Genomic DNA, 12,939 nt, shown 5'->3' with positions numbered 1-12,939 from the left:
CTGATCAGGCGTACAGGGAAGCCGGCGCCTGCTCCCTGGCGCACTGCTTTTGGGCTTCCGTCAACACGCGCGACACGGGCTCCCAGGTGCTGGCATAGGCAGGCAGCGCGTCGGGCGCAAAAGCGGTGTGCGGCCAGTCGGAGCCCCAGACGAGGCGCCTGCCGAACAGCCCCGCGACCTTGCGGATGACCTCGTCCAGCGCCTCGTACGGCGCCTGCGCGCCCAGGCGGTACCAGCCCGAAAGCTTGACCCAGGCGCCCTGGGCGGCGAGCTGCTCCAGCGCCAGCCAGGCCGGGTGATCCGCGGCCACGCCCGCGTGCATCCCCGCCAGATGGTCCAGCACCGCCGGTATCGGGCTGGCCGCATGCAGGGCCGCGATCACGGGCAGGTCCTGGGGCGCGGCATACCACTGCACATGCCAGCCCAGCGCGCGCAGGCGCGGCGCCAGGGCCTGGAAGCTATCCCGGGCGCCGTCACCCTCCCCGGCTTTCAGGCTGTCCCCGACGGGAGACACGAGGTTAAAGCGCACACCGCGCACGCCGAGCGCATGCATGGCTTGCAGCGCCGCATCGCCGATGGAAGGCGGCAGCACGACCACACCGCGGTGCCGCCCGCCGCCGGCGCGCAACGCGTCCACCAGCACGTTGTTGTCGGTGCCATAGACACTGGGCTGCACCAGCACCAGGTGGCCGAAGCCATGGCTTTGGGCCAGTTGCTCGATGTCGGCCAGCGGCCGGTGCGCGGGCTGGTAATGGCCAGTCGCGACAGCCGCGGCGGCGTCAAAGACGTGGACGTGGCTGTCCCAGCCGGACGCCACCGGGTCGGGCGTGAAGCTCAGCACCGCTTAACCCGTGGTGATCTTGCGGTCTTTGATGATGCGGCCCCATTTGAGCTGCTGGGCCTTGAGGAAAGCCTGGGTCAGCGCTTCGGGGCCCTCAGGGAAAGCTTCGCCGCTCAGGCTGCGGATGCGGCCCAGCACTTCGGGGTCGGCCATGGTCTTGCGGATGGCGGCGACCAGCGCGGCCTTGGATTTGGCGTCTATGCCGGCGGGCGCCAGCACCGGGTTCCACTCGAGCACCTCATAAGCCGGCACGCCGGCTTCTTCCATGGTCGGCATGTCGGGCAGCGAGCGCGTGCGGCGCCGGCTGGTCACCGCCAGCGGGCGCAGCCGGCCCGACTGGATCTGCCCCAACGAGGAGGCCACGTTGGCGAAGAACAGCGGCACCTGGCCGGCCATCACGTCGTTCATGGCCGGACCGCCGCCGCGGTAAGGCACATGCACCAGCTTCACGCCTGCCAGGTCCTCAAACAGCGCACCGGCCAGGTGCTGGGCCGAACCGTTGCCGGAGGAGGCATACGCGATCTGCCCCGGTTTGGCCTTGGCCAGGCGTATCAGGTCCTTGACATTTTTGGCTTCAAAACCGGGCGTGCACACCAACACGTTGGGGAACTGCGCCAACACGGCCAGAGGCGTGAAAGCCGTGTCGGTGTCGTAGGGCAGCTTGGGATACAGCGCGGGATTGACGGCGAAGGACGAGGCATCGACCAGCAGTTGCGTGCCGTCGGGCACGGCGCGCGCCACCTGCGTCGCGGCGATCTGGCCGCCGGCGCCGGGTTTGTTGTCGACCAACACGGTCTGGCCCAGGAACTCCGCCATGCGCGGTGCGATCAACCGCGCCATCAGGTCGGCGCCGCCGCCCGCAGCATAGGACACAACCAGCGTGATCGGCTTGCCGCCGGCTATCTGGCCCGCGGCATGGGCGGCAAAGGTCCAGGGTGCGGCGACGGCCGCGCCCGTGGCCTGCAGCATGAGGCGGCGTGAGCGGTTCAGCGGCTGCGCTGCAGTTGAAGGCTTGTTGCTTGGGTGTGGCATGGTTTTCTCCGGTTCCAGGGGGTGTTCAGGTGATGGTGACGGTGTAGTGAAAGGCATGGGCATCGCCCCGCGTGTAACGCACTTCCACGCAATGGCCGGCCAGGTCGTAGGCGCAGCGCGTGACCAGCGCACAGGGGTGGCCGGCCGACAAGGCCAGGTGGCCGGCCTGCACCGCCGTGAGCGCGCTGAAGCCAATTTCATCGACCGCGCGGGCCACGTGCACTCCACAGCGCTCGGCAAACATCGGGTAGAGCAGGTCGCCCCAGCTGCCGGTATCGCTCTCGGCGAGCTCGGCAAACAGGGCCGGCGGCAGCCAGATTTCCTCATAAACACAGGGCTGGCCCGAGAGCGAGCGTACGCGTTGCAGCCGCAGCGCCATATCGCCGCGTGCCAGGCCCAGGCGCCGCGCCACCTCGGCGGGCGCCACCAGCAGCCGGCGCGAAACGATGTGCGAGGCCGGCACTTCGCCCGTGCCCTCGCCGAAGCGGAAGAAACGCATCATGGTGCCGCCCGTCATGCCGGCACGCACAAAGGTGCCGCGGCCGTGGATGCGTTCGATCAATCCCTGGTCGGCCAGCAGTTCCAGCGCGCGGCGCAGCGTGCCCAAGGCCACGCCGTGCTCGGCGGCCAGGGTCTGCTCGGCCGGCAAGGCGCTGCCCGGCGGCCATTCGCCCGCCACTACGCGTGCGCGCAAGGCGGCGGCCAGGGCAGCGTAACGGCTTTGGCCCGGTTCGGCGGGCACCACGGTCAGCGAAGGGCTTGCTGGAATGGCCATGATTGATCTAGTCCTATAGATGACTAGATCATGTCATGCATCCCGACTTTTGTTTCCTAGGGTTTACACGGAGCGCTGCGGCCCATAAAAAAAGGCGGCGCCCATCTGGGCGCCGCCTTTTGCGGGAAAGCGTGAACCGGCTTATTCGATGGTCGCGCCGGAAGCCTGCACGATGCCCTTCCACTTCACATAGTCGGTCTTGAGCAGGCTGGAGAACTGTTCGGGCGTCATGTTCTGCACTTCGGCGCCCTGGGCGTGGATGGCGGCCTTCATCTCGGCCGTGGCCAGCAGCTTGTTGACCTCGGCATTGACGGTGGCGACGATGTCTTTGGAAGTGCCGGCCGGCATGAACAGGCCGTACCAGGTGCTGACGTCAAAGTCCTTGTAGCCCAGTTCGGCCACGGTGGGTACCTCGGGCAGCGAGGTGCTGCGGCGGGCCGAGGTGACGGCCAGCGGGCGCAGCTTGCCCGACTTGATCTGGGCGATGGCCGAGGGCAGCGAGGACACCATGAGATCCACGTTGCCGGCCAGCACATCCATCATGGCCGGGTTGGAGCCCTTGTAGGGCACGTGGCGCAGCTTGATGTTGGCGGCGCTGTTGAAGATCTCGCCGGCCAGGTGGATGGTCGTGCCGTTGCCGGGCGAACCGTAGGTGATGCTGTCGGGCGCGGCCTTGGCGGCGGCCACCACGTCGGCCAGGGTCTTGAAGCGCGACTGCACGCCCGTGACGATGACCACCGGCGTGTAGGCCACGTGGGCCACGGCCACCAGGTCTTTGGTCGGGTCGTAGCTCAGGTTTTTATACAGCCAGGGCGCGACGACCAGGTTGTCCTTCTGGCCCATGACCATGTCGTAGCCGGTGGGCGCGGCGCGCACGGCTTCGGCGATGCCGATGGTGCCGCCGGCGCCGCCGCGGTTGTCGGGGATCACCGTCCACTTGCTGACCTCGGTCAGCTTGTTGGCCACCAGGCGCGACAGGATGTCGGTGCCGCCGCCGGGCGGGAAGGGAACGATCAGGCGTATCGGTTTGGCCGGATAGGTCTGGGCCTGCGCGGCGCAAAGCACGAACGCGAGGGCGATGAAGGACAGAATCTTGCGAAGCATGGGGAAAGTCTCCTGATGGGGTCTGCCAAGCATAAGGCGAATGAAAAAACACCCCGCATGCAGCCGGTTTTTGAGCCTCGATTTTATCGCCGCCCTGTCTATACAACATGGCGGCGCCGCGCGGCCCTAGCGTGATCCGCGGGGGCGGGCGTCTCGATCGGCGATGGCCCCAGCCCGGCCCCCCTATGATCGGCCTTCCACAAAACAGGGAGGCCTTGCATGTCATCAACTTCTTCCGCCGCGCCATCCATGGTGCGCACCGGCGCCAAAGCCGGTGTGGCATTTGCCGGTTCCGTCGCCATGGGTTTTTTGCTGGCTTTCCTGCTGGGCGGCGGCGTGTTTTTCTTTTACCTGAGCCGGTTGTCCGGCCCCGGCATGCCCGCCGCGGCGCACGCGGGCGGCGCCGGCGCCATCCTCGCCCTGCTGTTCTCACCGCCCCTGCTGGTCGGTTTTCTGCTGCTGGCCTTTGTGCCGATCTACCTGATGCTGGGTGTGGCGCGCGGCCGCAGCCGGGCCGTGCAGCAGGTCGTCATGAACCATGGGGAAGCCATGTCGCAGCGCCTGACGGATGCGATTGCCGGACGCATCGAAGCCATGCCGCGGACCAAAAGCGCGCTGGAGCGCGTGGCCGACGTGCTGTCGGCCGATGCCATAGTCCAGCAGCTGGCGCCCGTGCTGGGCCAGGGCCGCGCCGTGCGCGGCATGGTCAATTTTGTGCTGAACCGCCTGCCGCTGGCCGACCTGATGGCGCAATGGCAGCAGGGCCGCGCCGCGGAAACTGCCGCCGCACCCGCGCCCGGTGCACCTGATCCGGCCTTGCGCGCACTGCTCACGCAGCGTATCGGCGAGACGCTGCAAGACGCCGCCACGCCTTCCCGCAAGCCGCTCTACATCGCCATGGCCGTCCAGGCCGCCTTGCTGGCGGCGGGGATGTGGCTGACGCGTTGACGCGGGCGGTCGATACGCCTAGATCATCTCCAGCGGAGCGGCCCTGGAAGGCGGCTGGAACAGCGTGTCCAGCTCGGCCAGTTGTTCAGGGCTGAGTTGAATGCCGGCGGCCGCGACGTTCTCGCGCAGGCGGTCGGGATGGCTGGTTTTGGGAATCGCGATCACGCCCTCCTGCGCCAGCAGCCAGGCCAGCGCGGCCTGGGCCGGCAGCATGCCGTGGCGTTGGGAGAAGCGGGCCAGGCCCGCATGGCGCAGCAGGCGCGCCTGCTCTATCGGCGAATAGGCCATGACGGGCACGCGCCGCTCGCGCAGCCAGGGCAGCAGGTCCCACTCGATGCCGCGCCGCGTGAGGTTGTACAGCAGCTGGTTGGTTTGCACGTCCTGCCCGCCGGGCAAGTCCCACAGCTCCCGCATGTCGGCCAGGTCCAGGTTGCTGACGCCGTAATGCCGTATCTTGCCGGCCTTCTGCAGCGCCACGAAAGCCTGCAGGGTTTCGGCCAGCGGCACCGAGCCGCGCCAGTGCAGCAGGTAAAGGTCTATGCGGTCGGTGCGCAGCCGTCGCAGGCTGCGCTCGCAGGCCGCCACCATGCCGGCCTTCGAGGCATTGTGCGGATACACCTTGCTCACGATAAAAGCCTCGTCGCGCCGGCCCTGCAGCGCCTCGCCGACCAGCTCCTCGGACAGGCCCTCGCCATACATTTCCGCGGTGTCGACCAGCGTGCAGCCCAGGTCCAGGCCCAGCCGCAAGGTCGCGAGTTCGTCGGCGCGGCGAGGTCGCGCATCGCCGATGTTCCAGGTGCCCATGCCCAGGGCGGGAACGGCTTCGCCGTCGGGCAGCAATACGGTTTTCATGCAAATCATCTTAGCGCCGCGGAGCTCGGGGCGGGGCATTCCAGTGATGCGCTTATGGAATCAATGCAGGCCGAAGAATTCATGGTTCATGCGGCCCCGCGACGTAGCATGGCGTGGCTTTCATTGCGCCACGCGCTCACCCGATGGAGAACGATATGAAGATCATCCGAAGCAAGGATTTCACCGCGACACGCGCCTGGGGCGCGATGACGGTGGCGAATATGCAGGGCATCACGACCCGGCTGCACTGGACCGACAAACCCTACAAGTGGCACATCAACGAGGGCGAAGAAGTGTTTGCCGTGCTCGACGGCCGCGTCGAGATGCGCTACCGCGACAACTGCGGCCAATGCTCGGTGATGCTGGAAACCGGCGACATCTTTTTCGCGAGCGCGGGCACCGAGCACGTCGCCTCGCCGGTGGGCGAAGCCCGCGTGCTGGTGGTGGAAGTGGAGGGCAGCGACTGAAGCACTCGGGCTTCTGCTTCTACGAAGCCGCGGGCGGCAGCGGCAGGTTGACCAGCAGGTTTTGCGGCTTGAGCCTGAGCACGCCGCCGGCGTCCATCATCAGCCCCAGGTACACCGGCTTGCCCGCCACGTCGGCGCGCATCTCGCGCGGGTCGGCAAAGTCCAGCCGGAACAGGCTGACCAGCCGCTGCAGGCGCGCCGGTTCCACCTCGCGGCCTTCATACAAATCATTGAGCAGGGCCGTCGCTCCTGCGTCCAGCCCCAGGTGCCAGCGCCAGGCCTCGTCGTCGACCTTTTGCACGGGGCGGATGGTAACGGCGATGCCGAGGAAATGCGCTACCCATTTTTGCAGCACGCCGGCCAGCGCCTTGAGGCCCGAACGCGCGCGCACCAGCGTCAGCACCAGGCCGTGGCCCAGTTCATTGTTTACCTCGTGCGTGAGGTCCAGCAAAAAACGGTGGCAGCCGGTCCCTTCGGTTTCTTGCCAGTACGCTGCCGCATTGCCGTCATTGAGCACCTGCAACTCGACGGCGGGCACAGGCGCCCCGGCCTCGGCCAGGAAGCGGCCGAAGTCGCCCACGCCGCCGGTTTCATGGAACATGTCGATGACCGCCAGGTCGCCGCTGAGCACCCTGCCCCCTTCAGTGCTGATGCGCTGGGGGCGAAAAAGCATCTCGGCCGCGCGCACTTCGTAGGCATCGGTGGAATCGGCCAGCAAGTTGCGCAGGATCGCCTGCACGATCAAATCAATGAAGAGCGGCGGTATGTCGATGCGGCCCGTGCCGTCGCGCGGAAACAGGCCCAGGTAATAGGCCTCCAGCGTGCCTGCGGCCAGCAGGCCGTCGCGAAAGCGCAAAAACAAGGCGTAGTTGTCACGCGCGTCCGCGTCCTGCAGCGCCTGCAATTCGCCGGGCGCCACCGGCCTGGAGGGCGAAGCCGCCAGCGCGGCATGCAGGGCGCGCTCGGCCTCGCAGGACTCGGGCACCAGCGCCAGCTCGGGCCGCGCCAGGAACAGCCGCAGGTAATCGTCGGTGGGCTGAAGCCAGCCGCGCGCCGTGGGCTGGAGTTGTTCGAAGCCGCTGGAAGGCCAGAAGTTTTGCATGGGCGACATCGTCTCACATCGACCCAGGGTGTTTGACGACGCCGGCATTACATCCTGTTTCATCGCGCCCTTGAATGGCGCAATCTTTACCGCTTGTTAGCAGTCCATCCATCGTTCGGCGCGTTGTCATGGGTATGGTGGTCTACACAGGGCCACAAGCCTCCACACGGCCCCATCAACGATGGCCCGCAACGACAGGAAGAGAGCGGCAACATGACCAGCACCGACACCCATCATTCATCCCACGACACCGCCCATGATGCCTTGCGGGCTTTCCGGCTTTCCGACCTTTACTGGTACTTCGTGCTGCTGGCCGTGGCCTTTGTGCTGGCACTGCTGCAGCCCGTCGTCTGGGCGCAGCAGCCCGCGCCGCAGGGTGAGGCGCCGGACCCGCCGAGCAGCGTGGCCCGGCTCAACCTGGCCGAAGGCGCCGTGAGTTTTGCGCCGGGCGATGCGGCCGATGCCTGGACACCCGCCACGCTGAACCGGCCGCTGACCGCCGGCGACAGGCTGTGGACAGGCCCGCAGGCGCGCGCCGAACTCTATGCCGGCTCCACCGCCGTGCGCATGAACAAGCAGACCAGCCTGGACCTGCTCGCGCTGGACGACAACACCACCCAGCTGCGCCTGGCCCAGGGCACGCTCAGGCTGCGCGTGCGCCAGCTGTTCGAGGGCCAACGCCTGGAAGTCGACACGCCCAACCTGGCTTTTGTGGTGTCGCAGCCCGGCGACTACCGCCTTGATGTGGACCCGGCCGGCAACACCACGCGCGTGATTGCGCAGTCGGGCGGCGGCGTGATTTACGGTGATGGCTCGGCCTCGGTGAACCTGGCCGGCGGACAGCAGGCCAATTTCGGCGGAACGCAGCTGGTGCCGGCGGGGCCCGGCGCCGCGCGGCAGGACGACTTCGACCTGTGGGCCGCCAACCGTGACCGGCTGGAGAACCAGTCAGTCTCGGCGCGTTATGTCCCGCGCGAAACCGTCGGTTACCAGCAGCTCGACAGCTACGGCAACTGGAGCCAGGACCCGGCCTACGGTGCCGTCTGGATACCGCGCGCCGTGCCGGCCAACTGGGCACCCTACCGCATGGGCCACTGGGCCTGGGTCTCGCCCTGGGGTTGGACCTGGGTCGACGACGCGCCCTGGGGTTTTGCGCCCTTCCACTACGGCCGCTGGGCACAGATAGGCCCGCGCTGGGCCTGGGTGCCGGGACGGCTGGCGCCGCGCCCGGTCTACGCGCCCGCACTGGTCGCCTTTGTCGGCGGCAGCAGCGGCGGCGTGAGCTGGAATATCTCCGTCGGCGGCGCGGCGCGCCCCGGCGTGGGCTGGTTCCCGCTAGCGCCCGGCGAGGCCTTCCGCCCGGCCTACCGCGTGAGCCCGCGCTATGTCACCCGGGTGAACAACAACATCGTGGTCAACAACACCGTCAACGTCACCAATGTTTACCGCTACCAGCGCCAGCCCGCCGCCGTCACGGCCGTCAGCCGCGAGGACTTCGAGCGCGGCCGGCCGGTGCACGGCAACCCCCACCGCCTGAGCAGCGCCGACCTGGGCCGCGCGCAACTCGTGGCCGACCGCGGCGCCCTGCCGCAGCGCCCGAATCCGTCGGAGCTTCGCGAGCGGCAACGCCCCGTGGCCGCCGCCGCTTTGCCGCCGCCCGCCGTGGCCGCGCGGCCGGTGGTCAGCAGCCGCGACGACAGGCGTGGCGACCACAGGGACGGCCGCGATGGCCGGCGCGATGACAACAACCGCGACGACCGCCGCGCCGGACCTGTTGCCGGCAGGGACCACGATGCCCGGCCACAAGCCGCTGCCCCCGCCTCCCCCACCGCGCCTGTCGGCGCAGTGCCGGCTGCACGGCCCGCGCCTGCACCAGACCGCAGCGCCCTCGAAGCCAGCCAGCGCGCGCAACGCGAACAGCAGCGCCAGCAAAAGGAGCGGCAGGAACAGCTGCAAGCACCGCAACTGGAACAGCAACGCCGCCAGGGCGAAGAGGCCATAGGCCAGCGCGCCCTGCGCGAACAGGCCCAGCGCGACGCGCGGGCCCGCCAGGAGGCGCAGGAACGCGCCCAGACCGCCAATGCCAACGCCGATGCCCGCGCCAACGCCGACCGCCACGCCGCCGAACAGGCCCGTCGCAGCCAGCAGCAAGCCCAGCGCGAACAGCAGCGCCAGCAGCAGGAACAACGGGAAAAGCTGCAAGGCCCCCAGCTGGAACAGCAGCGCCGTTCCGGTGAAGAACCCATAGGCCAGCGCGCCCTGCGCGAGCAGGCCCAGCGCGACCAGGAAAACGCCCGCCAGCAGCAAGCCGCGCAAAGGCAGCAACAGCAACAACAGCACCAACAACAGTTGCAACAACAGCAGCAGCATTTGCAACAACAGCAACAACGTGCGCAGCAGGAGCAGCAACAGCGTGCGCAGCAAGAACAGCAGCGTCAGGCCCAGGAGCAGCAACAGCAACAACGCCGTCAACAGCAACAGCAGCAACAGTCACAACGCGACGCCACCCCCGACAAGCCGGTCCGCCAGGCCGACGCCGCCAACCCGCGCGGCCAGCGCGGCGAAGGCGGCCCAGGCCGCAACCGCGAGCAATAAGCACCCGCATCCCGCCCGCGCAGCGAGGGCGGCTCCCTCGCAAGCAATGGGCGCGGAGGGCGCTCGCAAAAGCCCGTCTGGCTAGGCGCGCCGCCGCACCCCGCCCGCGAAGCGAGGGCGGTCCGCTGCCAGCAAGAAGCGCGGAGGCCGCTCGCACAACGCCCTCAGGGCTAGGCGCGCAGCCGCAGACAGTGCACCAGGCACGGCAAGGCGGCGCAACGACGCCATGAGGGCGTTTTGCGGGCGGCCTCAGGGTTGCCCATGACGCAAAACTACCTAAGGGTCTGCCCGGTATCGCCTCCAGGGGCTGGTGGCTAGGATGACCAACTGTGTTTCACGGGCCTATGCCCGCGGCTGCATACCTGCCGCGTCGGCCTTCGCGCCCCCGTGATTTCAACCCCCACCCGCCGGAGACTAATTTGTCAGTGGAGTTCATTCTCGAAACACGAGGGCTGACCAAGGAATTCAAGGGATTCGTGGCCGTCAACAACGTGGACCTCAAGGTCCAGCGCGGGCATATCCACGCACTGATCGGGCCCAACGGCGCGGGCAAGACCACCTTCTTCAACCTGCTCACCAAGTTCCTGACGCCGACGCGGGGCAGCATCGTCTACAACGGCAACGACATCACCTTCGAGCAGCCCGCGCAGACGGCGCGTCGCGGCATCGTGCGCTCCTTCCAGATCTCGGCCGTGTTCCCGCACATGACGGTACTGGAAAACGTGCGCGCGGCGCTGCAGCGCAACCTGGGCACCTCCTTCCACTTCTGGAAGCCCGAAGACAGCCTGTTTCACCTGCACGGCCGCGCCCGCGAACTGCTGGCCGAGGTTGACCTCAGCGCCTTCGCCGACGAGCTGACCGTGAACCTTCCTTACGGCCGCAAGCGCGCGCTGGAACTCGCCACCACGCTGGCGCTGGAACCCGAGCTGATGCTGCTGGACGAGCCCACCCAGGGCATGGGCCACGAGGACGTGGACCGAGTGACGCAACTGATCAAAAAAGTCTCGGCCGGCCGCACCATCCTGATGGTCGAGCACAACATGAACGTGGTGTCCTCGATCGCCGACCGCATCACCGTGCTGCAGCGCGGCGCCATCATCGCCGACGGCCCGTATGCCGAAGTGGCGAAGAACCCGCTGGTGATCGAAGCCTATATGGGCACCGCCAACACCGAGTTGCAAGGGGCACACTGATGTCCAAAGAGCTCCTCAAAATCGAAGACCTGCACGCCTGGTACGGCGAGTCGCACATCCTGCATGGCGTGAACCTCACGGTCAACGAAGGCGAAGTGGTGACGCTGCTGGGCCGCAACGGCGCCGGCCGCACCACCACCATGCGCGCCATCGTCGGCATGACGGGTGCGCGCAAGGGCTCGATCAAGATCAACGGCGAAGAAGCCATCAAGCTGGCGCCGCACAAGGTGGCCCGGCTGGGCGTGGGCTACTGCCCCGAAGAGCGCGGCATTTTCGCCAGCCTCACGGCCGAAGAAAACCTGATGCTGCCGCCCACCATAGGCCCGGGCGGCATGAGCCTGGACGAGATCTACGCGATGTTCCCCAACCTCAAGGAACGCGCCGGCAGCCCCGGCACGCGCCTGTCGGGCGGCGAGCAACAGATGCTGGCCGTTGCGCGCATTTTGCGCACGGGCGCGCGCCTCTTGCTGCTCGATGAAATCTCCGAGGGCCTGGCGCCCGTCATTGTGCAGAAGCTCGCCGAGATGATCCTTACGCTCAAAGCCAAGGGCTACACCATCGTGCTGGTGGAGCAGAACTTCCGTTTCGCCGCGCCGCTGGCCGACCGCTTCTACGTCATGGAGCACGGCCGCATCGTCAAGCAGTTCGCGCAGAACGAACTCGCCGGCAACATGGGCATGCTGCAGGAATACCTCGGCGTCTGACGCCGGAGTGCCGCCTTCTTTTCAGTCCATCCGATTTCCCCACCCCTTCATTCCCTTATCCCCACACCTTTCACCCCCTCAATAACAGGAGACATCATGAAACTCAAAGCACTTGTTGCCGCACTCGCCCTCGGCCTCACCGGCGCCGCCTTCGCGCAGAACACCGGCCCGATCAAGATCGGCATCATCACCGACATGTCCAGCCTGTACGCCGACATCGACGGCCCCGCCGGCGCGGAAATGCTGAGGTGGGCCGTGCAGGATTTCGGCGGCAAGGTCCTGAACCGCCCCATCGAGGTGCTGAGCGCCGACCACCAGAACAAGGCCGACGTCGCGTCGTCCAAGGCACGCGAGTGGATCGACAAGGACGGCCTGCAGATGCTGATAGGCGGCACCAACTCCGGCACGGCGCTGGCCATGTCCAAAGTCACCACCGAAAAGAAAAAACCCTTCATCGCCATCGGCGCCGGCTCCGCCCGCCTGACGAATGAGGACTGCTCGCCCTACACCGTGCACTACGCCTACGACACGGTGTCGCTGGCCAAGGTGGCCGGCTCCGCGCTGGTCAAGGCCGGCAACAAGAGCTGGTACTTCCTGACCGCCGACTACGCCTTCGGCTACTCGCTCGAAGGCGATGCCTCCACCGTGGTCAAGGCCAATGGCGGCACCGTGGCCGGCGCCGTACGCCACCCGCTGAACGCGTCCGACTTCTCGTCCTTCCTGCTGCAGGCGCAATCGTCCAAGGCGCAGATCCTGGCCTTGGCCAACGCCGGCGGCGACTTCACCAACGCCATGAAGGCCGCCAAGGAATTCGGCATTGGCAAGACCATGAAGGTCGCCGGCCTGCTGGTGTTCATCAACGACGTGCACTCCCTGGGCCTGGCCAACACCGAAGGCCTGCAGCTGGCTGACAGCTGGTACTGGAACCAGGACGACGCCTCGCGCAAGTTCGCCAAGCGCTTCTTCGACAAGTACAAGCGCATGCCTTCCAGCCTGCAGGCGGCCGACTACTCCGCCACCATGAGCTACCTGAAGGCCGTGCAGGCCGCCGGCACCACCGACACCGACAAGGTCATGAGCACGCTCAAGGGCATGAAGATCGACGACTTCTACAACAAGGGCCAGATCCGCGCCGACGGCCGCATGATCCACGACATGTACCTCTATGAAGTCAAGAGCGCCAAGGATTCCAGCACGCCATGGGACTACTACAAGACCATCGCCAAGGTGCCCGGCGACCAGGCCTTCACCACGGTGGCCGAGTCCAAATGCGCGGCTGTGAAGAAGTAATGGAATAAATGGAGCAATGGCGCAAGCCTTGAACTG

12 protein-coding genes are annotated in these 12,939 nt (G+C 67.2%); 6 read left to right on the top strand and 6 right to left on the bottom strand.

The window, feature by feature from the left end:
* Window positions 1-4: 4 nt before the first annotated feature.
* The 4 genes from AC1D1F_RS04480 to AC1D1F_RS04465 form a co-directional block, all read right to left on the bottom strand.
* Window positions 5-838: an amidohydrolase family protein gene (locus tag AC1D1F_RS04480; RefSeq protein ID WP_477696107.1), complete on the bottom strand. Its 834-nt coding sequence runs from the start codon at window positions 836-838 to the stop codon at window positions 5-7.
* Between the two features lie 6 nt (window positions 839-844).
* Window positions 845-1,873 carry a tripartite tricarboxylate transporter substrate binding protein gene (locus tag AC1D1F_RS04475; protein WP_477677616.1) on the bottom strand — a complete coding sequence of 343 codons (1,029 nt, stop codon included), beginning with the start codon at window positions 1,871-1,873 and terminating at the stop codon, window positions 845-847.
* 25 nt (window positions 1,874-1,898) lie between these two features.
* Window positions 1,899-2,648: a GntR family transcriptional regulator gene (locus tag AC1D1F_RS04470; RefSeq protein ID WP_477677617.1), complete on the bottom strand. Its 750-nt coding sequence runs from the start codon at window positions 2,646-2,648 to the stop codon at window positions 1,899-1,901.
* A 141-nt stretch (window positions 2,649-2,789) separates the two neighbouring features.
* Window positions 2,790-3,752 carry a Bug family tripartite tricarboxylate transporter substrate binding protein gene (locus AC1D1F_RS04465; RefSeq protein ID WP_477677618.1) on the bottom strand — a complete coding sequence of 321 codons (963 nt, stop codon included), beginning with the start codon at window positions 3,750-3,752 and terminating at the stop codon, window positions 2,790-2,792.
* A gap of 219 nt (window positions 3,753-3,971) precedes the next feature.
* On the opposite strand from AC1D1F_RS04465, the gene AC1D1F_RS04460 reads away from it, so the two are divergent.
* The gene (locus AC1D1F_RS04460) at window positions 3,972-4,700 is read left to right on the top strand and encodes a hypothetical protein (RefSeq protein ID WP_477677619.1); all 729 of its coding nucleotides are present in this window, start codon (window positions 3,972-3,974) and stop codon (window positions 4,698-4,700) included.
* An 18-nt stretch (window positions 4,701-4,718) separates the two neighbouring features.
* Here the strand turns inward: AC1D1F_RS04460 and AC1D1F_RS04455 are convergent, their stop codons facing one another.
* Window positions 4,719-5,552, bottom strand: a complete 834-nt coding sequence (locus AC1D1F_RS04455) for an aldo/keto reductase (RefSeq protein WP_477677620.1) — start codon at window positions 5,550-5,552, stop codon at window positions 4,719-4,721.
* A gap of 155 nt (window positions 5,553-5,707) precedes the next feature.
* On the opposite strand from AC1D1F_RS04455, the gene AC1D1F_RS04450 reads away from it, so the two are divergent.
* Window positions 5,708-6,019: a cupin domain-containing protein gene (locus AC1D1F_RS04450; RefSeq protein WP_074575890.1), complete on the top strand. Its 312-nt coding sequence runs from the start codon at window positions 5,708-5,710 to the stop codon at window positions 6,017-6,019.
* Window positions 6,020-6,038: 19 nt separating this feature from the next.
* Here AC1D1F_RS04450 and AC1D1F_RS04445 read toward each other — a convergent pair whose 3' ends face one another.
* Window positions 6,039-7,121, bottom strand: a complete 1,083-nt coding sequence (locus AC1D1F_RS04445; RefSeq protein ID WP_477696079.1) for a DUF6352 family protein — start codon at window positions 7,119-7,121, stop codon at window positions 6,039-6,041.
* Between the two features lie 213 nt (window positions 7,122-7,334).
* On the opposite strand from AC1D1F_RS04445, the gene AC1D1F_RS04440 reads away from it, so the two are divergent.
* The 4 genes from AC1D1F_RS04440 (at window position 7,335) to AC1D1F_RS04425 (ending at window position 12,903) form a co-directional block, all read left to right on the top strand.
* On the top strand, window positions 7,335-9,716 hold the full coding sequence (locus AC1D1F_RS04440) for a DUF6600 domain-containing protein (protein WP_477696080.1): 2,382 nt from the start codon (window positions 7,335-7,337) through the stop codon (window positions 9,714-9,716).
* Window positions 9,717-10,135: 419 nt separating this feature from the next.
* Window positions 10,136-10,909 (top strand): ABC transporter ATP-binding protein, encoded by a 774-nt coding sequence (locus AC1D1F_RS04435; protein WP_477677623.1) that lies wholly within the window; start codon window positions 10,136-10,138, stop codon window positions 10,907-10,909.
* Window positions 10,909-11,613 (top strand): ABC transporter ATP-binding protein, encoded by a 705-nt coding sequence (locus tag AC1D1F_RS04430; protein ID WP_477696081.1) that lies wholly within the window; start codon window positions 10,909-10,911, stop codon window positions 11,611-11,613. Before AC1D1F_RS04435 ends, AC1D1F_RS04430 begins: the two co-directional genes overlap by 1 nt.
* Window positions 11,614-11,709: 96 nt before the next feature.
* Window positions 11,710-12,903 carry an ABC transporter substrate-binding protein gene (locus AC1D1F_RS04425; RefSeq protein ID WP_477653741.1) on the top strand — a complete coding sequence of 398 codons (1,194 nt, stop codon included), beginning with the start codon at window positions 11,710-11,712 and terminating at the stop codon, window positions 12,901-12,903.
* The last annotated feature ends 36 nt before the right edge of the window (window positions 12,904-12,939 follow it).

Source organism: Polaromonas sp. P1_H6 (genome assembly GCF_056405195.1).
The sequence above is the reverse complement of the archived record's forward strand: the minus strand, read 5'-3'. Positions and strand labels throughout refer to the sequence as shown.